We start from the raw sequence: 25,437 nt of genomic DNA on the forward strand, positions 1-25,437 counted from the left end.
AACGGCCACGCGGCACGAGGGCGGCAGGATAATCGGTCAACGTTTGATCCCACCCCCACCGTTTGGAGGAACCCATGCCCCGTCCCGTGGACGTCGTGATACTGGCTGCCGGCAAAGGCACCCGCATGAAAAGCGCGCTTCCCAAAGTGCTGCACCGCCTGGCCGGGCGTGCGCTGCTGGGGCATGTGCTCGCCGTGGCGCGGGGGCTGGCCGCGCGCCAAACCGTGGTGGTGACCGGTCATGGGGCCGAGGCGGTCGAGGCGGCGCTGCCGGCCCTGGCCGAGGGGCTGGCGTGGCAGGCGGTGCGCCAGGCGCCGCAACTGGGAACCGGGCACGCGGTGCAGCAGGCCATGCCGCTGTTGGCCGACGATGGCGTGACGCTGGTGCTCTCCGGTGACGTGCCCCTGACGCAGCCGCAGACCTTGGCCGCGCTGCTGGCGGCGCAGGCCTCAGGCGGCCCCGACGCGCTGGCGCTGTTGACCGTGGAGCTGGCCGATCCGCACGGTTACGGCCGCGTGGTGCGCGACGCCGCCGGGCGGGTGCAGGCCATCGTCGAGGAAAAGGACGCCGACGACACGCAGCGCCGCATCCCCGAGGTGTACAGCGGCATCTTGGCCGCGCCGACGGCACGCCTGCGCGGCTGGCTGCAGCGGCTCGACAACCGCAATGCCCAGGGTGAGTACTACCTGACCGACGTGGTGCGCCATGCCGTGAACGACGGGGTGCTGGTGCTGACGCACCGCGTGGCCGATGCGGTGGAGGTGGCCGGCGTCAACAGCCCGGCGCAGCTCGCGGCGCTGGAGCGGGCCTACCAGCGGCGCACGGCCGAGGCGCTGCTGGCACACGGCGTGCGGCTGGCCGACCCGGCCCGTATCGACGTGCGCGGCGAGCTGGTGTGCGGACAGGACGTGGAGATCGACGTCAATTGCGTGTTCGAAGGGCGTGTGGTGTTGGGCGACGGTGTGCGCGTGGGCGCCCATTGCGTGATCGCCAACGCCACGGTCGAAGCCGGCGCCGTCCTGCACCCGTTTACGCACATCGAGGGTGACGCCGCCGGCGTGACCGTGGGGGCGCACGCGCGGGTGGGGCCGTTTGCGCGCCTGCGCCCGGGTACCTGGCTGGGGCCGGAAGTGCACATCGGCAATTTCGTCGAGGTCAAGAATTCGACCCTGGGCGCCGGGGCCAAGGCCAACCACCTGGCCTACCTGGGCGATGCGACCGTGGGCGAGCGCGTCAACTACGGCGCCGGCAGCATTACTGCCAATTACGACGGTGCGCGCAAGCACCGCACGGTCATCGAGGCCGATGTGCACGTGGGCAGCAACTGCGTGCTCGTTGCCCCGGTCACGCTGGGGGCGGGTGGCACGGTGGGCGCGGGCAGTACCGTGACCAAGGACACGCCTGCCGGGGCGCTGACGGTGGCGCGGGCCAAAGCCGTGACCGTGCCCGGCTGGCGGCGGCCGACCAAACCATCTGCCTGAATGCGCCCCGTGCGGGTGCGGATCTGGGGGATGGTCACCACCCCCACAGGTGGTCGCTGGCGGCCCAGACGGTGCCGTTGCCGTCGGGCGAGCGCAGCTGCACCCAGTCCCCCTGGCGGCGCACCGTGGCCAGCACGTCCCCATAGCGGGCCGTGCCCACCGCCTGCCACTCCAGGCCGGGGCCGCTGCGCAGGTTGAGGGTGCGTGCCTTGACCACGTGGTAGCGTGCGTCAGACGTGACGCGCGCGGCCACCCAACCCTCGTCGCCTTCGAAGTCGCGCACCCGCAGCCAGTCGCCGCGGCGTTCGAGCACCAGCAGTGGGTAGCCACGCTTGAGCTGCCAGAGCACCTCGGCCTCGGTGCCGGGGGCGGCGCGCAGGTTGACGACCGGGCTGCGCACGCTCACCAGCTCTTGGGCGTGGGCGCTCCAGGCCCCCACGAGCAAGACCAACAGCGCCAGGACACGCGCGACGGCTGAAGGGACATGGACCATGCGGCGGTTCCTCTCGTGGCAAAGGGAGCGATGAACGGAAAAAATCATACGCCAGCCACGGGGCGCTTGTCTGCCCCTTTGTGGCGTGGCAGCGGCAGTCGCGGGTCGAATTTGGCACGACGAATGCTGAAGTAGGCCTTGACCTGGCGCACGTTGCCCTGTTCGGTCCACAGCCGCTGCGCCAGGGCGTGGTAGTCGGCCATGCTGCGCACCGCCACCACGAGCACGAAGTCTGGCCCGGCGCTGACGCGGTAGCACTGCTGCACCGCGGGCTCGGTCACCGCGCGGGCTTCGAACGCGCGCAGGTGCTCCTCGCCCTGGTGGTCCAGGCCGATTTCGACGATGGCCGTCAGGCCTTCGCCCAGCGCGGCAGCCAGCCGCTGCGGTTGGAGGATGGCCACGCGGCGCTCGATCACGCCCGCTGCCTCCAGCCGCCGCAGGCGCCGCAGGACGGTGGGTGCCGACACGCCGCACTGCGCCGCCAGCACCTGCAGCGACTGGCTGGCGTCCGTCTGCAGGGCGTCGAGCAGGCACAGGTCGAGATCGTCGATAGAAAGATCACTCATAAAGACCAGAATTTTGAAAGAAAATTTTTTGCTTGGATGGGTGTAGAAAAAAATTTCGTAAACAGTTTATAAATGTAACCCGATTGCTTTTGCGCCACCGTACGCTCGCGCTCATCGGCATTTGGAGGACAGATCGATGTGCGGAATCGTGGGGGCAGTAGGAACCACGGACGTGGTGGGCGTGTTGCTGCAGGGCTTGCAGCGGCTGGAGTACCGCGGCTACGACTCGTGCGGGCTGGCGGTACACCGCGGGGCGCCGCTGGCCGATGCGCCGTGGCCGTCCGAGCGCGGTCTGGTGCGCGCGCGCAGCACCGCGCGCGTGGCCGAGCTGCAGGCGCAGGTGCAGGCCGACGGCTTGCGGGCGGCCACCGGCATCGCCCACACGCGCTGGGCCACGCATGGGGCGCCGGCCGTGCACAACGCCCACCCGCACGTCAGCCGCGGGCCGGGGCCCGACGCCGCGCAGCGCGCGCCGCGCGTGGCGCTGGTGCACAACGGCATCATCGAAAACCACGAGGCCCTGCGCGCGGAACTGCAAGCACGCGGCTACGTGTTCGAGAGTCAGACCGACAGCGAGGTCATCGCGCACCTGATCGACAGCCTCTACGACGGTGACCTGCTGGCGGCGGTGCGCGCGGCCACGGCCCGCCTACACGGCGCTTACGCGATCGCGGTGCTGCACCACGACGAACCCCAGCGCTTGGTCGGTGCGCGCGCCGGCTCGCCCCTGGTGCTGGGCATAGGCTCCGCCACGGACGGCCCCGTGCCGCATTACCTGGCCAGCGACGCGCTGGCGCTGGCGGGCGTGACCGACCGCATCGTCTTCCTGGCCGAGGGGGATCTGGTGGACATGGCCCTGGGCCGCTACCGCGTCGTCGGCGCCGACGGGCGCGCGCTCGACGACGCCGCGCGGCCGGTGCGCGTGGTCGAGCTGGGCAGCCAGGATGTGGCGCTGGGGCCCTACCGGCACTACATGCAAAAGGAAATCTTCGAGCAGCCGCGCGCGCTGGCCGACACGCTCGAAGGGGTCGAAGGCATCGTGCCCGAGCTGTTCGACGACCACGGCATCCGCTCGCGCGCGGCCTGGCGCGTCTTTGGCGAGACGGACCGCGTGCTCATCCTGGCCTGCGGCACCAGCTACTACGCCGGTTGCGTCGCGCGCTACTGGCTGGAGTCGATCGCAGCCGTCCCCACCACGGTGGAAATCGCCAGCGAGTACCGCTACCGCGACAGCGTGCCCGATGCGCGCACGCTGGTCGTCACCATCAGCCAAAGCGGCGAGACCGCCGACACCCTGGCCGCGCTGCGGCACGCCCAGTCGTTGGGCATGAGCCACACGCTGACCATCTGCAACGTGGCCACCAGCGCCATGGTGCGCGAATGCGAGCTGGCGTATGTCACGCGCGCGGGGGTGGAAATTGGTGTGGCCAGCACCAAGGCGTTCACGACCCAGCTGGCCGCGCTGTTTTTGCTGACGCTGGTGCTCGCGCAAGCCAAGGGCCGGCTGAGCGCCGAGGACGAGGCGCGCCACCTGCGCGCCATGCGCCACCTGCCCCTGGCGCTGCAGGCGGTGCTGGCGTTGGAGCCGCAAATCATCCGCTGGGCCGAGGATTTTGCCGCCAAGGAGCATGCGCTGTTTCTGGGGCGCGGGCCGCATTACCCCATTGCGCTCGAAGGCGCGCTCAAGCTCAAAGAGATCAGCTACATCCACGCCGAGGGCTATCCGGCCGGCGAGCTCAAGCACGGCCCCCTGGCGCTGGTGACCAGCGCGATGCCGGTGGTGGCCGTGGCGCCCAACGACGCGCTGCTCGACAAACTCAAGAGCAACCTGCAGGAGGTGCGCGCACGCGGCGGGGTGCTGTACGTGCTGGCCGATGCCGACACCCACATCACCAGCGGCGAGGGGCTGCATGTGATCCGCATGCCCGAGCACTACGGGACCCTGAGCCCCATCCTGCACGTGGTGCCGCTGCAGCTGCTGGCCTACCACACCGCCTGCCTGCGCGGCACGGACGTGGACAAGCCGCGCAACCTGGCCAAGAGCGTGACGGTGGAGTGAGCAGGGATGTGGGCGAGGTTACGATATCCATCCTTGCTGATAAACGGATCGAATCAAGGCCCCGCATGACCCTACGCCTCTACGCCCTTGCCGCCGCCGTGGCGGCCAGCCTGACGCTGGCTCCCAAGGCCCACGCCGACACCAAGGCCGCCGTGATCGACGATATGGCGGCCTATCTGGACTTCGTTGACTACGGCGGCGGGGTGATCTTCGCCGAGCAGATTCCGAAGGAGGCGTGGGCCCGCATCCTGGTCATCGATGCCCGCGATGCGGCCCAGTACGCCAAGGGGCACATCCCCGGTGCGATCAACATGGAGTGGCGCCAGGTGCTGGCACGCCGCAGCGAAATCCCCCGCGACCGCATGGTGCTGATTTACTGCAACACCGGCTCCCTGTCGGCGCAGGCGGGCTTTGCGCTGCGGGTAGCGGGTTGGGACAACGTGCGCATCCTTCAGGGCGGCATGGAGGAGTGGAAGGCCAAGGGCGGATTCGACGCTGCCGCCAAGGCCACAGCGCCTGCGCGCCACTGATTCGTCGCTGTCTGCCGGCGGGGACGGTCGCTCTCTCAGGGGGCAGTGTGCCCTGTCGCGCCCGGGGCGGAGTCGGTCGGGGCACAGTCCCGGCAGACGCCATGCCAGGCGAGGTCCAGCCGCGCCCCCTGGTGCCCCAGCGCCTCGAGTTGCGCCTGCCACAGATGCGCGGCTTGCTGCAAAGCCTCGGGCAGTTCGTCCAGATCCAGCCGGCGCTGGCAGGTGTCGCACGCCCAGACCGCATGCAGCGCGGGGTGTGCGCCGTCGTCGCACCAGACCCAGGCCCGCGCGCGCTGCTGGGGGTCGTCACCCGCCAGACAGCGCACCAAACCGGCGGCATGCAGGCGCTCCAGCAGCCGATACAGCGTCACCCGGTCCACCACGATCCCCTGCGCCTGCAGCGCCTGCTGCAGGGTGGCGTGGCGCCACACGCGGCGCGGGGGCTGCGCCAGCAAAGCCACGGCTGCCCGGGTCGCGCGGCTCAGCCGCAGGCCATGCGCACGCAGGCGGTCCGTCAAGGGGGCGGGTAGGGGGTCAGTCATAAACGCCACAAAGTTGCATTATGATCGGGTGCTCACCATTGTCTGTCAATGCCGCCGTCCGTCGTGGCCGGCAGGTCGAAGGAGTGTGTGCATGTCGCAATCCGTGGGTATCGAGGGGTGGTCGCGGCGCGGGCTGATGCGCTGGGCTGGTGGGGTGGCCGTGTCGATGCTGGCAAGGGTGTCGGCGGTCCGGGCGGAAGGGGCTTTGCCCGTCGTCGCCAGTTTCAGTATTTTGGCCGACCTGGTGCGTCAGGTGGGGGGCGATCGGGTGCAGGTGGATGCGCTGGTGGGGCCCGAGGCGGATGCCCACGTCTTTCAGCCGCGCCCGGCGGATGCGCGTCGCCTGACCGCGGCGCGGCTGGTCGTGGCCCATGGCCTGGGGTTTGAGGGATGGCTGGAGCGCCTGCTGCGCAACGCTGCCTACCAAGGCGCGCTGGTGCGCGTCAGCGATGGCCTGCCCGATCCGCTGCCGGCCCGGGGGCAGCACGGCCATGGCGGGCACGACCACGCCCACGTCCACGACCACGGGGACTGGGACCCGCACACCTGGCAAGATGTGCGCAACGCCATGCACGCGGTGCAGCGCATCGAAGCCGCCTTGTGCGCCGCCGACCCCGATGGCTGCGCGCACTACCGCCAGCGTGGCGCCGACTACCGGGCGCGCCTGCAGGCGTTGCACGACGACATCGTGGCCGCCTGGCAGGCCATCGAGCCAGCGCGCCGCAAGGTTGTCACCTCGCACGCCGCGTTTGGCTACTACGCCCGCGCGTATGGCGTGACCTTCCTGGCGGCCAAAGGGGTGAGCACCGCCAGCGAGCCCTCCGCCACCACGGTGGCGCGCTTGATCCGCCTGATTCGCGCCGAGGGCGTGCGCGCGGTGTTCATCGAGCGCCTCACCGATCCGCGCCTGATCGAGCGCATTGCCAAAGAAGCCGGTGTGCGGCCGTCGGCGGTGCCGCTGTATTCGGATGCGCTGTCCGCGCCCGCAGGGCCAGCGCCGGACTACATCGCCCTCATGCGCCACAACACGCAGGCGCTGGTGGCGGCCATCCGCAGCGGCGCGTAAGGGGGCGACCGGGACACGGCCAACGTGTACGGCGGCTAGCGCAGCACCAGCCCCGGTGCCCCCTCAGGGGGCGGGGCCTGCATGCGGCCGATCACCCAGCCCGGTGTCCCTTGAGCAGCGGCAAAGGCCGCCTGCACCGCGTCCAGCGCATCCGGCGCGCACGCTACCAGCAGGCCGCCGCTGGTCTGCGGGTCGCTCACCAAGGTCTGCCACAGCGCTCGCTCGGCCTCTGGCAGTGCCGACAGGTCCACCGCATCGCCGTAGCTGGCCCAGTTGCGCCCCGAGGCCCCGGTCCAGATGCCCTGCCGCACCAGCGCGCGGGCGATGTCCAGCACCGGCAGCGCACGCGTGTCCACCTGGGCCAGCAGCCCGGCGGGGCGGCACATCTCCAGCAGATGCCCGGCCAGACCAAACCCTGTGACATCGGTCATGGCGTGCACACCCGGCAGCGCCCCCAGCGTGGCCCCGGCGCGGTTGAGCAGCGTGGTCCAGCGCCGCATTGGGGCGTAGCCGTCGGCGTCGAGCAACCCTTTTTTGAGCGCAGCCGACAGCACGCCCACCCCCAGCGGCTTGCCCAGCACCAACACGTCGCCCACCTGTGCGCCGGCGTTGGTCTTGACGTGATCCGGGTGCACGGTGCCGATTGCGGCCAGGCCGTAGATCGGCTCCACCGTGTCGATCGAGTGCCCGCCGGCCAGCGCCACCCCGGCGTCGCGGCACACGGTGGCCCCGCCTTCCAACACGCGTGCGATGACCGGCTGGGGCAGTTGGTTGATGGGCATGCCCACCAAGGCGAGTGCGACCAGCGGCTGGCCGCCCATGGCGTAGACGTCCGACAGGGCGTTGGTGGCGGCGATGGCGCCGAAGTCGAAGGCGTCGTCCACCACCGGCGTGAAAAAGTCCGTGGTGGCCACCAGCGCCAGGTCGTCGCGCAGGCGGTACACGGCGGCGTCGTCGCTGGTGGCGGTGCCCACCAGCAGCTCAGGGGGCGCCAGGTGCGCTGGCACCCGGGCCAGCAGCTCCTGCAGCACCGCGGGCGCAATCTTGCAGCCGCAGCCGCCCCCGTGGGCCCACTGGGTCAGGCGCTGCGGGTCGCGTGCATGCTCGTTCATCGAAGGTCCCTTACAGTACGGGCCATGGCGGCCAAGCCCGATATTGTCACCCTGGACCAGCTCGACGCGTTCGATGCGCGCATCGACGCGCGCAGTCCCGCCGAGTTTGCCGAGGACCACGTGCCCGGCGCCATCAACTGCCCGGTGCTGGACAACGACGAGCGCCGCATCGTCGGCACGCTGTACAAGCAGCGCGGCCCGTTCGAGGCGCGGCGCCTGGGCGGCGTCTGGGTGGCGCGCAACATCGCCCGCCATGTCGAGACCTTGTGGCAAGGCCAGCCCGCACATTGGCGGCCGTTGGTCTATTGCTGGCGCGGCGGGCAGCGCAGCGGTGCCTTCGTGCTGTGGCTGCGCCAGATCGGCTGGGCCGCCGCCCAGTTGCAAGGGGGTTACAAGGCCTACCGGCGCTGGGTGGTCGAGCAGCTCGACGCCCTGCCGCCGCGCCTGGGCTGGCGCGTGCTGGCGGGCCCCACCGGCAGTGGCAAAACCCGGTTGCTGCACGCGCTGGCGGCGGCGGGCGCGCAGGTGCTGGATCTGGAAGGGCTGGCGCGCCACCGAGGCTCCATCCTGGGGGCGTGGCCCGATGGCCAGCCGCAACCGAGTCAGAAGGCCTTTGACACCGCGCTGGTGGACGCGCTGCGCCGCTTGGACCCCGCACAGCCGGTGTGGGTGGAGGCGGAAAGCCGCAAGATCGGCCAGGTGCAGCTGCCCGCCGTGCTGACGCTGGCGCTGCAGCAGGCCCCGCGCGTGCAACTGGAGGTGCCGTTTGCGGCGCGGCTGGCGCTGGTGTTGCAGGACTACGCCTGGCTGGGGCGCGACCCGCAGGCTCTGGCGCGCCGGCTGATGGCCCTGCGCGGCCTGCAAGCCAACGACACGCTGGCGCGTTGGCAGGACTGGGCGTTGGCCGGGAACCTGACCGACCTGTTTGCCGAGCTGATGACGCACCACTACGATCCGCTGTACCGGCGCGCGCAGGCACGCGCCGCGGCACCGTGGCGCGTGCTGCCGTTGGAGGGGCTGGATCCAGCCGGACTCGGCCGCGCCGCCGCCGAGCTGCTCGACGACGCCGGGATGTCCGGCTGTGTCCGATGACGGGGTGCGGACGTGGCGCCGCCCGTCAACGGCACGGCGCACGCGGTGGAGTGAAAGCGCTCACCCCGGACGGCGCGTTGCCGGCCCCAAGCGGTCCACGCGATCGGTGATGACGGCGTCCAGCCCCCAGTCGAGCAGGGTGCGCGCGCGCGCGGCATCGTTGACGGTGTAGGCCAGGGTGCGCCGGCCGGCGGCGCGTTGCTGCGCGATCAGCGCCTCGGTCCACAGCGTGTGGTTGAGGACGACCGCCACGCAGTCCAGGGCGGCCGCCACCGCCCAGCACCCAGGCCACAGACTGTCCAGCAGCAGGCCGCGCGGCAGGTGCGGGCAGGTCTGTTGCGCCGCTTGCAGCGCCGCCGGCTGAAACGAGGTCAACAGCGGCCACGCCGGTCCCCCGGGTTGCCCGGCGCCGTGCGCGCGCCACAGCGCGTCGGCCGCCTGCGCCACCGCCGCCCCGGTGGCGGCTTCCGTGCCCGGCGTCGGCTTGATTTCCAGGTTCAGCAGCGCGCCACGCGGCACGGCCCAGTCCGCCAGCGCGTCCAGCCGCAGCAGCCGCTCGCCGGCATAGGCGGGGCTGTGCCAGCCGCCGGCATCGAGCGGCGCGAGCACCTCCCAGGGCAGGTCCCCGGCGCGCCCCTGGCCGTTGGTGGTGCGCTCCAGCGTGGCGTCGTGCAGCAAAAACGGCACACCGTCGGCCGAGAGCTTCACGTCGCACTCGAACGCGCGCCAGCCCAGGCGCCAGCCGAGCTCGAAGGCGGCCAGGGTGTTTTCCGGGGCGAGCTTGCCGGCGCCACGGTGCGCGATCCAGCGCGGGAAGGGCCAGTCGGCAGCGGGGGTGGGGCGGTGCGTGGTCATGGCGGGGCCGCTCACACACGTTGCCCGGTGGCGGCGTCGTAGGCGTGCACCCGGTCGGGCATGGGGCGCACGTGGATGGTGTCACCCACCCGTGGGTGACAGGGGTGGCTCTCGGCCAGCCGCACCGTGATCGGTTGGCCGTGCGTGCGTCCGTGGATCAGGCGCTCGGCGCCAAGCAGCTCCAGCGCATCCACCGCCACCGGCCAGCCGCCGCCGTCGTCGGCGAGCAGCAAGTGCTCGGGGCGGATGCCCAGCAGCTGACCGGACGTGCTGCCCGGCACGTCGCGCAGCAGGTTCATGGCCGGCGAGCCGATGAAGGTCGCCACGAACGTGGTCGCCGGCCGGTGGTAGACCTCCTCGGGCGTGCCAAATTGCTCCATGCGCCCGCCGTTCATCACCATGACGCGCTGCGCCAGGGTCATCGCCTCCACCTGGTCGTGGGTCACGAACAGGCTGGTGATGCCCAGCTCGCGGTGCAGTTTTTGGATTTCCAGCCGCGTTTGCACGCGCAGCTTGGCGTCCAGGTTGGACAGCGGCTCGTCGAACAAAAACACCTGCGGCTGGCGCACGATGGCGCGCCCCATCGCCACGCGCTGGCGCTGTCCGCCCGAAAGCTGGCACGGCTTGCGCTCCAGCAAATGCCCCAGCTCCAAAATGCGTGCCGCCTGCTCGACGCGGCGGCGGATTTCGTCCTTGGGCAAGCCGCGCAGCTTGAGCCCATAGGCCATGTTGTCGAACACGCTCATGTGCGGGTAGAGCGCGTAGTTCTGAAACACCATCGCGATGTCGCGCTGCGCCGGCTCCAGGGTGTTGACCACCCGCTCGCCGATGCGGATCGTGCCAGCGCTGATGGTCTCCAGCCCCGCCACCATGCGCAGCAGCGTGGATTTGCCGCAGCCCGAGGGGCCGACGATGACGACGAACTCGCCGTCGGCGATCGCGGCGCTGAGGCCGTGGATGGCGGTATAGGTTTGGTGGCGCGCCGTCTGGTAGCGTTTGACGACGTGTTCGAACTGCAGAGATGCCATGAGGGGATGGGGTTATTTTTCGCTGTCGACCAGGCCCTTGACGAACCAGCGCTGCATGGCCAGCACCACCACCGCTGGCGGCAGCATGGCCAGCATGGCGGTGGCCATGACGATGTTCCACTCGGTGTACGACTCGCCAGCGATGAGGCGTTTGATGCCCAGCACGATCGGATACATCGCTTCATCGGTCGTGACCAGCAGCGGCCACAGGTACTGGTTCCAGCCGTAGATGAACTGAATCACGAACAGCGCGGCGATGCTGGTGCGCGACATGGGCAGCAGCACGTCCCAAAAAAACCGCATCGGCCCGGCTCCATCGACGCGCGCGGCTTCCACCAGCTCGTCGGGCACGGTCAGAAAAAACTGCCGAAACAAAAACGTCGCGGTGGCCGAGGCCATCAGCGGCACGGTCAGCCCGGCGTAGGTGTTGAGCAGGCCCAGCTGGGCGATGACTTCGTAGGTGGGGCCGATGCGCACCTCCACCGGCAGCATCAGCGTCACGAAGATGGCCCAAAACACCAGCCCGCGCAGCGGGAAGCGGAAGTACACGATGGCAAACGCCGACAGCAGCGAGATGACGATCTTGCCCACGGCGATCGTGAGCGCCATCACCAGGCTGACGCCCAGCATCGGCAGCGCCGGGGCAAAGCGGCTGCCCACGCTGGTTTCACCGCCCAGCAGCGCCAGGCGGTAGTTGTCCAGCAGGTGGCCGCCCGGCAGCAGCGACAGCGGCCGGCTGGTGGTGATGTCGGCCGCGCTTTGCGTCGAGGCCACCAGCGTCAACAGCACCGGAAAGGCGACGATGGCCACGCCGATGATGAGGATGGCGTGCGCCAGGATGTCGAGCCAGGGACGTCGTTCGACCATGGTGGATTCAGTACTGGACGCGCCGCTCGACGAAGCGGAACTGCACCACCGTCAGCGCAATGACGATGACCATCAGGATCACGGACTGCGCGGCCGAGCCGCCCATGTCCATGGCCTTGAAGCCGTCGTGGTAGACCTTGTAGACGAGGATCGCGGTGTCCTTGCCCGGCCCACCCTGGGTGGTGGCGTCGACGATGGCAAAGGTGTCGAAAAAGGCGTAGACGACGTTGATCACCAGCAAAAAGAAGGTGGTCGGCGACAGCAGCGGGAAGACGATGGTCCAAAAACGCCGCCAGGGGCTGGCGCCGTCGAGCGTGGCGGCTTCGATCAGGGAGCGCGGGATCGACTGCAGCCCGGCCAGGAAAAACAAAACGTTGTAGGAGATTTGCTTCCACACCGCCGCCAACACGATCAGGGCCAGCGCGTGGTCGCTGTTGAGCCGGTGGTTCCAGGGCACGCCGACGAACTCCAGCGCCCACGCCACCACCCCCATGGGCGAGGCAAACAGGAACATCCACAGCACGCCCGCCACCGCCGGCGCCACCGCATAGGGCCAGATGAGCAGGGTGCGGTAGACGTGCGTGCCGCGCACCACACGGTCGGCCATCACCGCCAGCAGCAGCGACACCGACAGCCCGATGGCGGCCACCAGCACCGAAAACACCGCGGTGACGCGAAACGACTGCAGGTACGACGCGTCGTCCCACAGGCGGCGAAAGTTGTCCAGCCCGACGAAGGTGGTGCTCATGCCGAAGGCGTCTTGCTCCAGCACGCTTTGCCACAACGCCTGCCCGGCGGGCCAGAAAAAGAACACCGCCACGATCGCCAGTTGCGGGGCCACCAGCAACCAGGGCAGCCCGCGCGACCGGAAGTGAACACGCTTGTCCATGCGGGGGCGCTTACAGACGGCCCTGGTTGGCGCGCTGGAAGCGCTCGAGCTGTTCGTTGCCGCGGCGCACCGCCTCGTCCAGCGCTTCCTTGGCGCTCTTTTTGCCGGCCCAGACCTGCTCGAGCTCCTCGTCCACGATGGTGCGGATTTGCACGAAATTGCCCAGCCGGATGCCGCGCGACTTGTCGGTGGTCTTGCGGATCATCTGCTCCACCGAGACGTCGGTGCCGGGGTTTTGTTTGTAGAAGCCGGACTTTTCGGTCAGCTCGTAGGCGGCCCGGGTGACCGGCAGGTAGCCCGTGCGCTGGTGGCTGGCGGCGGCGACCTCGGGTTTGGAGAGGTGGGCAAAAAATTGCGCCACGCCCTTGTAGTCGGCGTCCTTTTTGCCCGCCATGACCCACAGGCTGGCGCCGCCGATGACGGTGTTTTGCGGTGCGCCGGGCACGTCCGGGTAGTAGGGCAGCGTGGAGATGCCAAAGTCGAACTTGGCGTTGCGCTTGACGCTGCCGTAGAGCGCGGAGCTGCCGGTCATCATCGCGCACTCACCCGAGACGTAGGTGGCGTCGGCCGCATTGCCGCGCCCCTTGTAGACGAACAGGCCCTGCTTGGCCATGTTGCCCAGGTTTTCGATGTGGCGCACGTGCAGCGGGCTGTTGAACGCCAACCGCGCGTCCAGGCCGCCGAAGCCGTTGTTCTTGGTGGCGAACTCCACGTTGTGCCAGGCGGAAAAGCTCTCGAGTTGCGTCCAGCTCTGCCAGCTCGTCGTGAACGGGCAGCGATGCCCCGCGGTCTTGAGCTTGGCGGCTGCCAGCGCCACTTCCGGCCAGCTCTTGGGCGGCTTGTTCGGGTCCAGCCCGGCGGCCTTGAAAGCGTCCTTGTTGTAGTGCAGCACCGTGGTGGAGCTGTTGAACGGGAAGCTCAGCATCTGCCCGTTGGGCGCGGTGTAGTAGCCCTTGACCGCGTCCACGTAGGCGTTGGGGTCGAAGGTCACACCGGCTTTTTTCATCACCTCGGCCACGGGCACGATGGCGTTGCGGCTGGCCATCATGGTGGCGGTGCCGACTTCGAACACCTGCAGGATGTGCGGCGCGTTGCCGGCGCGAAAGGCCGCGATGGCGGCCGTCATCGACTCGTCGTAGCTGCCCTTGAAGACGGGCACCACCTTGTAGTCCTTCTGGCTGTCGTTGAACGATTTGGCCAAATCGTTGACCCACTCGCCCAGGGCGCCGCCCATCGAGTGCCACCAGACGATTTCGGTTTGCGCATGGGCGCTGGTGACGCCGAGCGCCAGGGCACTGGCCGCCAGCCAGCGCTTGAGGGGCTTGTTCATCGCGACTCCTTGAAATGGGAACGGATACGAAAAGACCAGAAACGCTCCGCGAGTATCCGAACGCATGGTGACAGTTTAGTGACACGTGGTGCGCGTGCCCACCCCCCTTGGGGTTTATCCCAGGGTGGCGCGGCCGTGCCGCTGCAGCCAGTCCTGCACCGCTGCCGTCGCGCGGGGCGTCAGGTGCAAGCCCAGCTTGCTGCGCCGCCACAGGACGTCGTCAGCGCTGTGCACCCACTCGTGCTCCACCCCGTGCTGCAGCTCCACCTCGTACAGGCCGGGCGCGACCTCGCGGCCCAAATCGTGCGCGCCGCGCGCGTCCTGCAGCCATGGCAACACCAGCGTGCCATAGGCGCGCACCCAGCGCGCCGCCGTGGCGGCGTCCAGCCAGGGCCAACGCGCCCGCAGGTGCTGCAGCAGGCGCTGGCGCGCCGCCATCGGGGTGGCGCAGGGGCCGACGACGCGGTCCATGTCCCCACCGGGCAAAGGGGTGTGCGCGGTCCAGTCGTCCACGCGCGCCAGGCCCAGCACCGGCTGCAGCCGCTGCACCGCCTCGCGCGCCAGCGTGCGGTAGGTGGTGATCTTGCCACCCCACACCGTCAACAGCGCAGCGCCGTCGACCGTGTCGAGCTCGAGCCGGTAGTCGCGCGTGACGGCGGCGGCGTCGCCCCCGTCGTCCAACAGCGGCCGCACCCCGCTGTAGTGCCACACCACGTCGTTGGCGGCGATGGGGGTGCGCAGGTAGCGGTTGACCTCGCGGCAAAGGTAGTCGATCTCCTCCGGGGCGATGCTGGCCTGCCCGGGGTCGTCGGTGTGTTCGACGTCGGTGGTGCCGATCAGACTGAAGCGCTGTTCGAACGGCAGCACGAACACCACGCGCCGGTCGCGCGCCTGCAGCAGGTAGGCGTCGGTGTGCCCGGGCAGTCGTGGCACGACGATGTGGCTGCCGCGCACCAGCCGCAGGTGGCGCCGGGGCGGCAAGCCGGCGCGCTCGCGCAGCAGCCGCTCGGCCCAGGGGCCGGCGGCGTTGACCACGACGCGCGCCTGCACCGTCAGCGGCTGCCCGGCTGCGTCGGTGAGCGTGGCGATCCAGCCCGCACCGTGGCGCTGCAGCCGCTCGCAGCGCGTGCGGGTGCGCACCTGCGCGCCGCGTTGGGCCGCATCCAGCGCGTTGAGCACCACCAGCCGCGCGTCGTCGGTCCAGCCATCGGCATAAGCAAAGCCTTGCCGCCACTGGGGCTGCAGCAGCGCACCGGCCGGGTCGCGCGCCAGGTCGAGGGCCTGGGACGCCGGCAACCACGCGCGCCGCGCCAGGTGGTCGTACAGCCACAGGCCCGTGCGGATCATCCATGCCGGGCGCATCGCCGCGTCGTGCGGCATCACAAAGCGCAGCGGCTCGATCAGGTGGGGGGCCATGCGCATCAGCACTTCGCGCTCGGCCAGCGCCTTGCGCACCAAGCGCAGCTCGCCATATTCCAGATAGCGCAGGCCGCCGTGGATCAGCTTGGAGGAGGCCGACGAGGTGTGCGCGGCCAGATCGTCCTGCTCGCACAGCAGGACGCGCACGCCCCGGCCGGCCAGGTCGCGCGCGATGCCGCAGCCGTTGATCCCTCCGCCGACGATCAGCACATCGACGGCCAACGCCGGGGCGGGTTCGGACGGGGCTGTGGGCGCGGACATGGCAAAGCGAAGCTGTCGGTTTACGTTTGATTGTATTCGTTTATGATCGTTTGTGTTGTTTGGCGGGATTTCCCGCATGGTTGCGCGCACCGGCGGCGTTACCATTCGCGCATGCCCGACAGCCCCGTTGCGCGCCGCCGGCGCGCGCTCAATCCGCGCCAAAGCGCGCTGTTGGCCGCCGTGCGGCAGGCCGGGGCCATGACCATCGAGTCCCTGGCCCAGCGCTTTGGCGTGACGCTGCAGACGGTGCGGCGTGATGTGCGCGAGCTCGAACAGCAGGGGCTGCTGGCGCGCTACCACGGCGGGGTGCGCATGCCGGTGTCCACGGTCGAAAACCTCGGTTACCGCCAGCGCCAGACCCTCAACGCCGCCGCCAAGGAGGCCATTGCGCGCACCGTCGCCCGCGACGTGCCGGCGGGCTGTTCGCTCATCCTCAACATCGGCACCACCACCGAGGCCGTGGCCCGCGCCCTGCTGCAGCACCGGGGCCTGCGCGTCATCACCAACAACCTCAATGTCGCCGCCATCCTCTCGGACAACCCGGACTGCGAGGTGATCATTGCGGGCGGGGTGGTGCGTGCGCGCGACCGCGGCATCGTGGGCGAGGCGACCATCGACTTTTTGCGGCAGTTTCGCGTCGACATCGCGCTCATCGGCATCTCCGGCATCGAGACCGATGGCACGCTGCGCGATTACGACGTGCGAGAGGTCAAGGCCGCGCGCACCATCCTGGAGCAGGCGCGTCAGGTGTGGCTGTGCGCCGACCACAGCAAATTTGGCCGTGCGGCCATGGTGGAGGTGGGTCACGTCAGCGCGCTCACGCGCGTCTACACCGACCGGCCGCCACCCCCCCCTTTTGACGCCTTGCTGCGCGAGGCCGATGTGGCCTGCGTGGTGGCCGACGCATTGCCGCCGCGCTAGCGCGGCGTTGCCACACGAGGACGACGACCATGGCCCTGTTGTTGGCGCTGGATCAAGGGACGACGAGTTCGCGCACGATCGCCTTCGACCTCGACGGCCGCATCGTCGCCCAGGCCCAGCAGGAGATCACGCAGCACTACCCCCAGCCCGGCTGGGTCGAGCACGACCCCGAGCAGCTTTGGGCCACGCAACGCGATACGCTGGTGGCGGTGCTGCGCCAGCTTGGCCCGCGTGCGCGGCAGGTGCGCGCGCTGGGCATCACCAACCAGCGCGAGACCACCGTGGTGTGGGAGCGCGCCACGGGCCGGCCCGTGCACCGCGCCATCGTCTGGCAGGACCGCCGTGCCGAGGAGGCCTGCGCGCGCTGGCGCGCCGCCGGCCTGGAGCCGCGGGCGCAAGCCGTGACCGGGCTGCGGCTCGATGCGTATTTCTCAGCCGGCAAACTGGCATGGCTGCTGGACCGCATGCCCGGGCTGCGTGCGCGGGCCGAGGCGGGGGAGCTCGCCTTTGGCACGGTGGACAGCTGGCTGCTGCACCGCCTCACGGGGGGCCGGGTGCACGCCACCGACGTCAGCAATGCCGCGCGCACCCTGTTGTGGGACCTGCGCGCCGGCGCCTGGAGCGACGAACTGCTGCGCGCGTTCGATCTGCCTGCGGCCTGGCTGCCCACGGTGCACCCCAGCGCCCACCCGTTTGGCGAGGTGGATGCCGCGGTGCTGCAGGCCGATGACCTCGATCTGCCGCCGGCGCTGCCCATCGGCGGCGTGGCGGGTGACCAGCAGGCCGCGCTCTTTGGCCAGGCCTGCTTCGATGCCGGGCTGGCCAAGAACACCTATGGCACGGGCTGCTTCATGCTGCTGCACACCGGGCGCCACCCCGTGCCGTCGCACCATGGCCTGTTGACCACGGCGGCGGCGCCGTGGCCATCCGGGCAGCCCGCGTTTGCGCTGGAGGGCAGCGTCTTCGTGGGCGGCGCGGTGGTGCAATGGCTGCGCGACGGGCTGCAAGCCATCCGCGCCAGCGCCGAAGTGCAGGCGCTGGCCGCCAGCGTGCCCGACAGCGCTGGCGTGACGCTGGTGCCGGCCTTCACCGGGCTGGGCGCGCCGCACTGGCAGCCGCATGCGCGCGGCGTTGGAGTCGATCGCCTTTCAGACCCTGGAGCTGCTGCAGGCCATGGAAGCCGACGCCCGGGCCGCGGGGGCCGGGGCGCTGCAGGAGCTGCGCGTCGATGGTGGCGCGGCGGTCAACGACGTGCTGCTGCAGTTTCAGGCCGACCTGCTCGGGGTACCGGTGGTGCGGCCCGAGGTGACCGAAACCACCGCGCTGGGGGCTGCGTGGCTGGCGGGCCTGCAAGCGGGTGTGTACCGCGGGGTGGACGAGCTGCGCGCGCTGTGGCGGGTGCAGCGCCGTTTCGATCCGGCGCGCCCGCGCGCATGGGCCCAGGCCGAGCAGGCCCGTTGGCAGCGCGCGGTGCGGCAGGTGCTGGCCGGCGTGGATGAACATGCCCAAAGGGAATAAGGAAAGAGCAAAAAAATCGTTGGGGTTTGATGGCATCGCGCCTAGAGTCGTGCCCCATGATCGAATGGGCGTACATCGGGGGCGGCGCGGCCGTTGGGTTGATCGTCGGTCTGACCGGCGTTGGTGGGGGCTCGCTCATGACCCCCCTGCTGATCTACGGTTTCGGGGTGCAACCGCATCTGGCGGTGGGCACGGATTTGTTGTTTGCCGCTTTGACCAAGAGCGCCGGCGCGGTGTCGTTTGCGCGCCACCGGCTGGTGCCCTGGCGGGTGGTGGCGCAGCTGACCGGCGGTGGTGTGGCGGGCGCGGGCCTGATGCTGCTGGCCTTGGCGCAGGTGGGCACGGCCCATCCGGCGGTGCACGCCGCGATGAAAGTGACGCTGGGCATCATGCTGTGGCTGACCGCGGCGGCCACGCTCTACAAGGTGGTCCGCGCCGGCTGGTGGTGGCGCAGCACCGCCACGGGGTCACGCGCCGTGGTGCACGCCGATGTGCCGGAGGCCGAGCAGCAGCGCCCGCGCTGGCGTTGGGCGCCGTTGGCGCTGGGGACGCTGATCGGGGCGCTGGTGACCCTGACCTCGGTGGGCGCCGGGGCCATCGGTGTCGCGGTGCTGATGCTGCTCTACCCGCACCTGCCCCTGGCGCGCCTGGTGGCCGCCGATGTCACCTATGCCGTGCCGCTGACGCTGGTGGCGGGCCTGGGCCATGCGTCGCTGGGATCGGTGGACTGGGGCTTGCTGGGCTGGCTGCTGACGGGTTCGCTGCCCGGCATCTGGCTGGGCAGCCGGCTGGTGCAGTGGGCGCCGGTGGCGCTGGTGCGCTCGCTGCTGTCGTTGTTGTTGACCTGGGTTGGCTTCAAGCTGGTGCTGGCCTGAGTGCCGTCGCGCCCGCAGCGGGCGGCACCGGCGCGGCGGCGCTGGGGTCCTCGGCCCCGACGCCTACCAGCACCACCGTCGGGCGCCCGCGGTGCAGCATGCTGGCCTGCGCCAGCAAGGCCAGCGTGTGCTGGGTGTGGATGGCGTCGGGCCAGCCAGCGCGCGACACCACGGCCACGGGCGTCGTGGCCGGCCAGCCCGCCGCCGCCAACTGCCGCGCCAGCCCGGGCAGCTGCTTGCCCGCCATGTAAAACACCTCGGTGTCGGCGTGGCGGCCGGCGCCCAGGTCGTGCTCGCGCGTCATGGCCGTGGTCAGCGCGACGCTGCGCCCGCGCCCGCGCCGGGTCAGTGGCCGCTGCGCATCGGCCGCCGCGGCCAGGGCGGCGGTCACGCCGGGGACCACCACCGCCTCGTGTCCGGCCGCGCGCACCACGGCCAGCTCCTCCTCCAGCCGGCCAAAGACGCTGGGATCGCCCCCTTTGAGGCGCACCACGCACGCCCCGCTGGCGGCGTGGTGCAGCAGCAGGGCGTGGATCACCTCCTGCCCGGTGGCGCGGTCAAAGCCGCGCTTGCCCACGTCGATCCAGCGCGCGCGCGGGGCCCAGTCGCGCAGCGCGGGGTCGGTCAACGCGTCGGCCAGCACCACGTCGGCTTGGGCCAACCAGCGCGCGCCGCGCACCGTGATCAGGTCGGCGGCGCCGGGCCCGGCGCCGATGAAGGCAACGGTCGCCATCTCAGTTGACCAGCAGCGCGCCACTGGTGCGGTGGGTGGCCGGATCGACGACGATCAGGGCGCCGCCGTCCGGGTTGCCGTCGAACGCGGTCAGCGGCAGCGGCTCGGCTGCCTCCACCACCACCTGGCCGATGTCGTTGACGCCGAGCTGTTGCGCCTCGGTGGGTGCGAGCGTGTCGATGTCGAGGCGGTGCTCGATCGCCGCGATGCGCCCCTGCACCCAGCGGTGGCCGTGGCGCAGCCAGTAGCGCCGCCCGACGATGGCGGGTTCGGTGTCCAGCCAGGCCAGGGTGGCGCCAAAGCGCCGCTGGCCGCTGAGCGCGCCGGGGGCAGCGAGCCAGTCGCCGCGCGAGACGTCCAGCGCCCGATCCAGCACCAGTCCGATCGACTGACCGGCTTCGCCGGCGCTCAACGGGGTGCCGCCGTGGTGCAGCACCTGCGCCACGCGGGCCGCCTCGCCGGAGGGAAATACCGCCACCGCATCGCCGACGCGCACCGTCCCGGCGGCCAGCCGGCCCCAGTACACGCGCGGCTGGTGTCCGGTGCCGTCGCCCGCGCGCGCCACCCATTGCACCGGCAGCCGCCAGGGCAAGTCGGCGTCGGGCAGCAGCACGGGCAGCGATTCCAGCAGCGCCAGCAGCGACGGGCCGTCGTACCACTCGGCCCGCAGCGGCTGGGTGACGTTGTCGCCGCGCAGCGCCGAGACGGGCACGATGCCGGCCGGCTCCAGCCCGGCGCGCTGGGCAAAATGCTCGAGCGCCGCGCGCACGGCGGCGAAGGTGGCGGCGGGATCGGCGACGGCGTCGATTTTGTTGACCGCAAACACCAGGTGCGGCACGCCCAGGCGGTGCGCCAGCAGAGCGTGACGCCGCGTCTGCGGCAGCAGCACCAGCGGGCGCTGGGACAGGTCGAGCTTGGTCACATCGACCAGCACCACCGCCGCGTGGCTGCCGGCGGCGGCCGTCACCATGTTGCGGGTGTATTGCTCGTGGCCCGGGGCGTCGGCGATGATGAACTTGCGCCGCGGTGTGGCGAAGTAGCGGTAGGCCACGTCGATGGTGATGCCCTGTTCGCGCTCGGCCTCCAGGCCGTCGGTCAGCAGCGACAGGTCCAGCGCGCCGCCGTCGCGGCTGTGGCGCCGCAGCGCGTCCACCTGGTCGGCCAACAGGGCGCGGCTGTCGTAGAGCAGCCGGCCGATCAGGGTGCTCTTGCCGTCGTCGACGCTGCCGGCGGTCAAAAAGCGCAGCGCCGCGTGGCGCGCGTGCTCGGTGCGGTGGGTGGTGGTGGCGTTCATGTCAAAAATACCCTTCACGCTTGCGCCGCTCCATGGCGGCATCACTGGTGCGGTCGTCCACCCGGGTGGCGCCGCGCTCGCTGATCGCTACCCGCAGCGTCTCGGCCACGATGGCCGCGGCGCTGTCGGCGTCGCTTTCGACCGGGCAGGTGCAGGTCATGTCGCCCACGGTGCGAAAGCGCACGCGCACGGTCTCGACGGTCTCGCCCGCGCGCGCTGGCGTGACCGGCGTCACCGGCACCAGCAGACCCTGGCGGCGTACCACGGCGCGTTCGTGCGCCCAGTACAGCGAGGGCAGCGCGATGTCCTCGCGCGCGATGTAGGCCCACACGTCCAGCTCGGTCCAGTTGCTGATCGGGAAGGCGCGCATGTGCTCGCCCGGCTGCAGGCGCGTGTTGAACAGGGTCCACAGCTCGGGCCGCTGGGCCTTGGGCTGCCACTGTCCAAAGGCGTCGCGGTGCGAGAAGATGCGCTCCTTGGCGCGCGCCTTTTCCTCGTCGCGGCGCGCGCCGCCGATGAGCACGTCGAAGCGGTGCGCCTCGATGGTCTCGAGCAGCGTGACGCTTTGGTGCGCGTTGCGCGAGGCCAGCGGGTCGGCCAGCCGCACCGTGCCGCGCGCGATCGAGTCCTCCACCGACCCCACGATCAGCGTGTCGCCGTGGCGGCGCACCCATGCGTCGCGAAAGGCGATGACCTCGGGGAAGTTGTGGCCGGTGTCGATGTGCACCAGCGGCAGCGGCAGCCGGCCGGCCCAGCTGCCGTCGGGCTGGCGCTGCTGGAAGGCCTTGCGCGCCAGGTGCAGCACCACGCACGAGTCCTTGCCACCCGAAAACAGCAGCGCCGGGCGCTCGAAGGCGGCCACGGCCTCGCGCAGCAGGTAGATGGCTTCTTCCTCCAGGGCGTCCAGGTGGCGCCAGTCGATGTCGGGTAACAGATGGTGGGGGGCGGTGGGGGCGTTCATGCGGTGCCTTCCTCGGTGGCAAGGGGGTTGGGGGTCGCGCGCGTGGGCAGGTGCAGGCCACACTCGCGGGTGTCGTCCTGCTCCCACCACCAGCGGCCCGCGCGGAAGTCCTCGCCCACAGCGATGGGGCGGGTGCACGGGGCGCAGCCGATGCTGGGCATGAAGGCGTCGTGCAGCGGGTGGTAGGGCACGCCGTGGCGCGCGATGTAATGCCACACGTCCGCCCACGACCAGTCGGCCAGCGGGTTGAACTTGGTGCGGCCCTGGGCATCGGCCTCTTGCCACGGCACCTCGGCACGGTGCGCCGATTGCTCGCGCCGCAGGCCGGTGATCCAGGCGCTGCGGCCCACCAGCAGGCGCTGCAGCGGGGCCAGCTTGCGCAGCGCGCAGCAGGCGTGGCGCAGGTCGCGGCTGCGGTACATCGCGTCCGGCCCGTGCTCGCGCACGAAGGCCTCCACCGCCGCAGCGTCGGGCTGCCAGACCTCCACCGCCACGCCGTAGTGGGCCTGCACGCGCTCGATCAGCGCCAGCGTTTCGGCGTGCAGCCGCCCGGTGTCGAGCGTGGCGATGGCGATGGGCAGCCGGTGGCGCACGATCAGATCGGTCAGCACCATGTCCTCGGCGCCCAGGCTGGTGGCTTGCACGATGCGCCCCGGGTGGGTGGCCGCCGCGTCGCGCAGGCGTTGCAGCGTGGCCGCCACACGCGCCGCGTGGCCAGGCGTTTCGCGCGCGTAGAGCGCGATCGCGCGGCCCGGCTGGGGCGGGGGGATGTCGATCGACAGGGACATGACGTCAGCCATGGGGGGTCTCCGTTGCGGTGGGGGCGGTGCGCACATCGGGCTGGTAGTGGCCGTCGAAGGCGCGCAGCGCGCGTTGCGCGACGGCCACCGATTCGCCCGCGCGCAGCTGCGCGCCGTCGAAGCCGCAGCGCCACAGCAGCGGCGCCATGTCGGCGATGACGTCGCCAACCGCGCGCAGCTGGCCGCGCCAGCGCCAGCGCCCGCGCAGCAGCCGGGCCTGGCTGTAGGCACGGCCGTCGGTCCAGCGCGGGAACTGCAAGGCGATCAGGTCCAGCCGGTGCAGATCGGGCGCCAGTTCGGCGATGTCGATGTCGTTGGGCCAGACCACGCCCACGGGGACTTCCGCCGGCCAGCGCGTGCGCAGCGCGCGCCACTGGTCGTGGCGCAGCAGCAGGCCAGGTGCTGGGTGCGGCACCGGTTCGTCCGGCGCGGGCCGCCAGCCATCGGTGCGGGGATCGATGAAGTGCAGCGTCGTCATGGGGGGCTCGCTCAAACGGTGGTGGCGGTGGTTTGGCGCACGGCGTCGGTGGCGGCGCGAAACGGCTCCAGCCCCAGGCGTGCGAGCGTGTCCAAAAAGCGCTCGCCCGGTGCGCGCTGCTCCAGGTAGGTGGCCAGCACCGCGTCGATGGCGTCGACGATCTCGTCCGCGGCAAAGGCGGGGCCGACCACGCGGCCGGCGCGCGCCGACCCATGGCGCGTTTGGCCGTCCGAGCCACCCAGCGTGAGCTGGTACCACTCGCTGCCATCCTTGTCCACGCCCAAAATGCCGATGTGCCCGCTGTGGTGGTGGCCGCACGAGTTCATGCAGCCGCTCATGTGCAGCGCCAGCTCGCCGATGGCTTCCAGCTCGTGCGGGTCCTGGTAGCGCTCCAGCACCGCGGCGGCAATCGGCAGCGTGCGTGCGTTGGCCAGTGCGCACAGGTCGCCGCCCGGGCAGGCGATCAGGTCGGTCAGCAGCCCGTGGTTGGCGGCGCCAAAGCCGGCCGCTTGTGCTGCCTGCCACAGCGCGGGCAGGTCCGCCTCGCGCACCCAGGGCAGCAGCAGGTTTTGCTCGTGGGTCACGCGCGCCTCACCGGCGCTGTAGCGCTGCGCCAGCTCGGCGGCGGCGTCGAGCTGCTCGGCCGTGGCGTTGCCCGGTGGCAGGCCGGCGCGTTTGAGCGAGAGCGTGACCGCGCACAGACCGGGGATGCGGTGCGGCAGCACCTGCCGCGCGCGCCAGCGGTGGTAGGCGGCCGGCAGCGCGCCATCGGCGGGCGCGGCCGGTGCGGCGTTGGCGGCGGCGGACGGTATGGCGCTCGGTGGCGGCGCAAAGTGGGCCTGCACCGCGGCCAGGGCCGCATCGCTCAGGCGCAGCGCCGCACCCAGCGCGTCGTCGTCGCGCAGGGCTTGGTATTCGGCCTCCACCGCGTCCACGAAGCGCTGGCCCTCGGCCTTGACCAGGATTTTCAAGCGCGCTTTGTAGAGGTTGTCGCGCCGCCCGTACTGGTTGTAGACGCGCAGGATCGCCTCCAGGTAGAGCAGGATCTCCTGCCACGGCACGAAGGCGCGCAGCTCGGGCGCGATCAACGGGGTGCGCCCCATGCCGCCACCGGCACGCACGCGAAAGCCCACCGCGCCCTGGGCGTCGCGGTGCACGTGCAAGCCGATGTCGTGCCAGGCGATGGCGGCGCGGTCATCGGCCGCGCCCGTGACCGCAATCTTGAACTTGCGCGGCAAAAAGGCGAACTCCGGGTGCAGCGTGCTCCACTGCCGCAGCAGCTCGCAGTAGGGGCGGGGGTCCACCGCCTCGTCCGGGGCGATGCCGGCCAGCGCATCGGTGGTGATGTTGCGGATGCAGTTGCCGCTGGTCTGGATGCCGTGCAAGTCGGCCTCGGCGAGCACGTCCATCACGTCGGCCGCGCGCGCCAGCGGGATCCAGTTGAACTGAATGTTTTGCCGCGTGGTGAAGTGGCCATAGCCGCCCTGACCGGCAAACGGGCCTTCGCGGACGCGGTCGAACTCGCGTGCCACGCGCGCCAGCGTGCGCAGTTGGTGGCTGCTGAGCTCGCCATACGGGATGGCCACGCGCAGCATGGGCGCGTGGCGCTGCACATACCAGCCGTTTTGCAGCCGCAGAGGCTTGAAGTCGTCGGCGCTGAGCTCGCCGCGCAGGTGGCGTTGCAGCTGATCGCGAAACTGTGCGGCGCGCTGGCGAAGGAAGCGGCGGTCGAAGTCGGAGTACCGGTACATCGCGTGGCATCAAGTCATCGATGCCCGCGATTCTCTGTTTTGGTTATGAAAAAACAAACGAAAAGATTGTTTGATATCTATAACCGGACGTCATATTCAGCGTCGGCGGCGTCGAGGGCGATGGCGGCGATCGCCGCCACCAGCCGTGCATCCTCCCCAATCGTTGGGGCCAGGGTCCAGCGCACCCCGGGGTGCTGTGCGCGCAGGCGCTCCAGCAGCACGGGCAGGTCCTTGCGCACATGGCCGCCCACGCCCAAAAACAACGGCAGCACGGTGACGTGGCGGCAGCCGGCCTGCGCCAGGGCGGCACCGGCGCTGGGTAGGTCGGGGGCCATGAATTCCAGGTAGGCCAGCGCCACCGCCAGCCCCGGGCGCGCGGCGCGCACGGCGGCGGCCACGCGCTCGAACGGCGCGGCCCAGGCCGCATCGCGTGCGCCATGGGCCAACAAAATCAGTCCGGCCGTCCTTCCCGCGGCGCCGCACCACCCGCGTGGGCTTGGTCGGTGCAACCGACAC

Annotated in this window: 24 protein-coding genes and 1 pseudogene; 8 read left to right on the forward strand and 17 right to left on the reverse strand. The window is 70.8% G+C overall.

Going from position 1 to position 25,437, the window contains the following annotated elements:
- Positions 1 to 74: 74 nt before the first annotated feature.
- The gene (gene glmU, locus Tther_RS05880) at positions 75 to 1,481 is read left to right on the forward strand and encodes a bifunctional UDP-N-acetylglucosamine diphosphorylase/glucosamine-1-phosphate N-acetyltransferase GlmU (RefSeq protein WP_143901878.1); all 1,407 of its coding nucleotides are present in this window, start codon (positions 75 to 77) and stop codon (positions 1,479 to 1,481) included.
- A gap of 34 nt (positions 1,482 to 1,515) precedes the next feature.
- Here the strand turns inward: glmU and Tther_RS05885 are convergent, their stop codons facing one another.
- Positions 1,516 to 1,974 (reverse strand): SH3 domain-containing protein, encoded by a 459-nt coding sequence (locus Tther_RS05885; protein WP_143901880.1) that lies wholly within the window; start codon positions 1,972 to 1,974, stop codon positions 1,516 to 1,518.
- Between the two features lie 44 nt (positions 1,975 to 2,018).
- Complete coding sequence (locus Tther_RS05890) at positions 2,019 to 2,540, reverse strand: Lrp/AsnC family transcriptional regulator (RefSeq protein ID WP_143901882.1); 522 nt, start codon at positions 2,538 to 2,540, stop codon at positions 2,019 to 2,021.
- A 136-nt stretch (positions 2,541 to 2,676) separates the two neighbouring features.
- Here Tther_RS05890 and glmS point away from each other — a divergent pair, with 136 nt between their 5' ends.
- Positions 2,677 to 4,599, forward strand: coding sequence for a glutamine--fructose-6-phosphate transaminase (isomerizing) (glmS, locus tag Tther_RS05895; protein WP_143901884.1), 1,923 nt, complete (start codon positions 2,677 to 2,679; stop codon positions 4,597 to 4,599).
- A gap of 65 nt (positions 4,600 to 4,664) precedes the next feature.
- Positions 4,665 to 5,129: a rhodanese-like domain-containing protein gene (locus Tther_RS05900; protein WP_143901886.1), complete on the forward strand. Its 465-nt coding sequence runs from the start codon at positions 4,665 to 4,667 to the stop codon at positions 5,127 to 5,129.
- A gap of 35 nt (positions 5,130 to 5,164) precedes the next feature.
- Here the strand turns inward: Tther_RS05900 and Tther_RS05905 are convergent, their stop codons facing one another.
- Positions 5,165 to 5,671, reverse strand: a complete 507-nt coding sequence (locus Tther_RS05905; RefSeq protein ID WP_143901888.1) for a Fur family transcriptional regulator — start codon at positions 5,669 to 5,671, stop codon at positions 5,165 to 5,167.
- 91 nt (positions 5,672 to 5,762) lie between these two features.
- On the opposite strand from Tther_RS05905, the gene Tther_RS05910 reads away from it, so the two are divergent.
- Entirely contained in the window at positions 5,763 to 6,737 is a 975-nt protein-coding gene (locus Tther_RS05910) for a metal ABC transporter solute-binding protein, Zn/Mn family (RefSeq protein WP_185975016.1), read from the forward strand.
- A 35-nt stretch (positions 6,738 to 6,772) separates the two neighbouring features.
- On the opposite strand, the gene selD is transcribed toward Tther_RS05910, so the two are convergent.
- The gene (gene selD, locus Tther_RS05915) at positions 6,773 to 7,849 is read right to left on the reverse strand and encodes a selenide, water dikinase SelD (protein ID WP_143901890.1); all 1,077 of its coding nucleotides are present in this window, start codon (positions 7,847 to 7,849) and stop codon (positions 6,773 to 6,775) included.
- A 24-nt stretch (positions 7,850 to 7,873) separates the two neighbouring features.
- Between selD and mnmH the strand changes: the two genes are divergently transcribed.
- A complete protein-coding gene (gene mnmH, locus Tther_RS05920) occupies positions 7,874 to 8,941 on the forward strand; it encodes a tRNA 2-selenouridine(34) synthase MnmH (protein ID WP_143901892.1) in 1,068 nt (355 codons plus the stop codon).
- A gap of 60 nt (positions 8,942 to 9,001) precedes the next feature.
- Here the strand turns inward: mnmH and ugpQ are convergent, their stop codons facing one another.
- From ugpQ to glpD, 6 genes are all read right to left on the reverse strand, one after another.
- Positions 9,002 to 9,796 carry a glycerophosphodiester phosphodiesterase gene (gene ugpQ, locus Tther_RS05925; protein ID WP_143901894.1) on the reverse strand — a complete coding sequence of 265 codons (795 nt, stop codon included), beginning with the start codon at positions 9,794 to 9,796 and terminating at the stop codon, positions 9,002 to 9,004.
- 11 nt (positions 9,797 to 9,807) lie between these two features.
- Positions 9,808 to 10,824, reverse strand: a complete 1,017-nt coding sequence (locus Tther_RS05930) for a sn-glycerol-3-phosphate import ATP-binding protein UgpC (protein ID WP_143901896.1) — start codon at positions 10,822 to 10,824, stop codon at positions 9,808 to 9,810.
- Between the two features lie 12 nt (positions 10,825 to 10,836).
- A complete protein-coding gene (gene ugpE, locus Tther_RS05935; RefSeq protein ID WP_143901898.1) occupies positions 10,837 to 11,691 on the reverse strand; it encodes a sn-glycerol-3-phosphate ABC transporter permease UgpE in 855 nt (284 codons plus the stop codon).
- Between the two features lie 7 nt (positions 11,692 to 11,698).
- On the reverse strand, positions 11,699 to 12,580 hold the full coding sequence (gene ugpA / locus Tther_RS05940) for a sn-glycerol-3-phosphate ABC transporter permease UgpA (RefSeq protein ID WP_143901900.1): 882 nt from the start codon (positions 12,578 to 12,580) through the stop codon (positions 11,699 to 11,701).
- A 10-nt stretch (positions 12,581 to 12,590) separates the two neighbouring features.
- Positions 12,591 to 13,910: a sn-glycerol-3-phosphate ABC transporter substrate-binding protein UgpB gene (gene ugpB / locus Tther_RS05945; RefSeq protein WP_143901903.1), complete on the reverse strand. Its 1,320-nt coding sequence runs from the start codon at positions 13,908 to 13,910 to the stop codon at positions 12,591 to 12,593.
- Positions 13,911 to 14,024: 114 nt separating this feature from the next.
- Complete coding sequence (gene glpD, locus Tther_RS05950; protein ID WP_143901905.1) at positions 14,025 to 15,590, reverse strand: glycerol-3-phosphate dehydrogenase; 1,566 nt, start codon at positions 15,588 to 15,590, stop codon at positions 14,025 to 14,027.
- A 111-nt stretch (positions 15,591 to 15,701) separates the two neighbouring features.
- Here glpD and Tther_RS05955 point away from each other — a divergent pair, with 111 nt between their 5' ends.
- The 3 genes and pseudogenes from Tther_RS05955 (at position 15,702) to Tther_RS05965 (ending at position 18,904) form a co-directional block, all read left to right on the forward strand.
- Entirely contained in the window at positions 15,702 to 16,511 is an 810-nt protein-coding gene (locus tag Tther_RS05955; RefSeq protein ID WP_143901907.1) for a DeoR/GlpR family DNA-binding transcription regulator, read from the forward strand.
- 29 nt (positions 16,512 to 16,540) lie between these two features.
- Positions 16,541 to 18,029 (forward strand): annotated as a pseudogene (locus Tther_RS05960) (FGGY family carbohydrate kinase).
- Positions 18,030 to 18,085: 56 nt separating this feature from the next.
- On the forward strand, positions 18,086 to 18,904 hold the full coding sequence (locus Tther_RS05965; protein WP_143901909.1) for a sulfite exporter TauE/SafE family protein: 819 nt from the start codon (positions 18,086 to 18,088) through the stop codon (positions 18,902 to 18,904).
- On the opposite strand, the gene cobA is transcribed toward Tther_RS05965, so the two are convergent.
- From cobA to Tther_RS06000, 7 genes are all read right to left on the reverse strand, one after another.
- Positions 18,885 to 19,637 carry a uroporphyrinogen-III C-methyltransferase gene (gene cobA, locus Tther_RS05970; protein WP_143901911.1) on the reverse strand — a complete coding sequence of 251 codons (753 nt, stop codon included), beginning with the start codon at positions 19,635 to 19,637 and terminating at the stop codon, positions 18,885 to 18,887. The genes Tther_RS05965 and cobA overlap by 20 nt on opposite strands.
- Before the next feature lies 1 nt (position 19,638).
- A complete protein-coding gene (locus Tther_RS05975; RefSeq protein ID WP_143901913.1) occupies positions 19,639 to 20,931 on the reverse strand; it encodes a sulfate adenylyltransferase subunit 1 in 1,293 nt (430 codons plus the stop codon).
- 1 nt (position 20,932) lies between these two features.
- Entirely contained in the window at positions 20,933 to 21,892 is a 960-nt protein-coding gene (gene cysD / locus Tther_RS05980) for a sulfate adenylyltransferase subunit CysD (RefSeq protein ID WP_143901915.1), read from the reverse strand.
- Positions 21,889 to 22,692: a phosphoadenylyl-sulfate reductase gene (locus Tther_RS05985; RefSeq protein ID WP_425472809.1), complete on the reverse strand. Its 804-nt coding sequence runs from the start codon at positions 22,690 to 22,692 to the stop codon at positions 21,889 to 21,891. The genes cysD and Tther_RS05985 overlap by 4 nt, the downstream gene beginning before the upstream one ends.
- Positions 22,685 to 23,170 (reverse strand): DUF934 domain-containing protein, encoded by a 486-nt coding sequence (locus tag Tther_RS05990; protein WP_143901917.1) that lies wholly within the window; start codon positions 23,168 to 23,170, stop codon positions 22,685 to 22,687. The genes Tther_RS05985 and Tther_RS05990 overlap by 8 nt, the downstream gene beginning before the upstream one ends.
- Positions 23,171 to 23,181: 11 nt before the next feature.
- Entirely contained in the window at positions 23,182 to 24,921 is a 1,740-nt protein-coding gene (locus Tther_RS05995; protein WP_143901919.1) for a nitrite/sulfite reductase, read from the reverse strand.
- A 77-nt stretch (positions 24,922 to 24,998) separates the two neighbouring features.
- Positions 24,999 to 25,437: sirohydrochlorin chelatase (locus Tther_RS06000; RefSeq protein WP_342781760.1), on the reverse strand; the 439-nt coding region annotated here is incomplete at its 5' end.

Source organism: Tepidimonas thermarum, assembly GCF_007556705.1.
Taxonomy (GTDB): domain Bacteria; phylum Pseudomonadota; class Gammaproteobacteria; order Burkholderiales; family Burkholderiaceae_C; genus Tepidimonas; species Tepidimonas thermarum.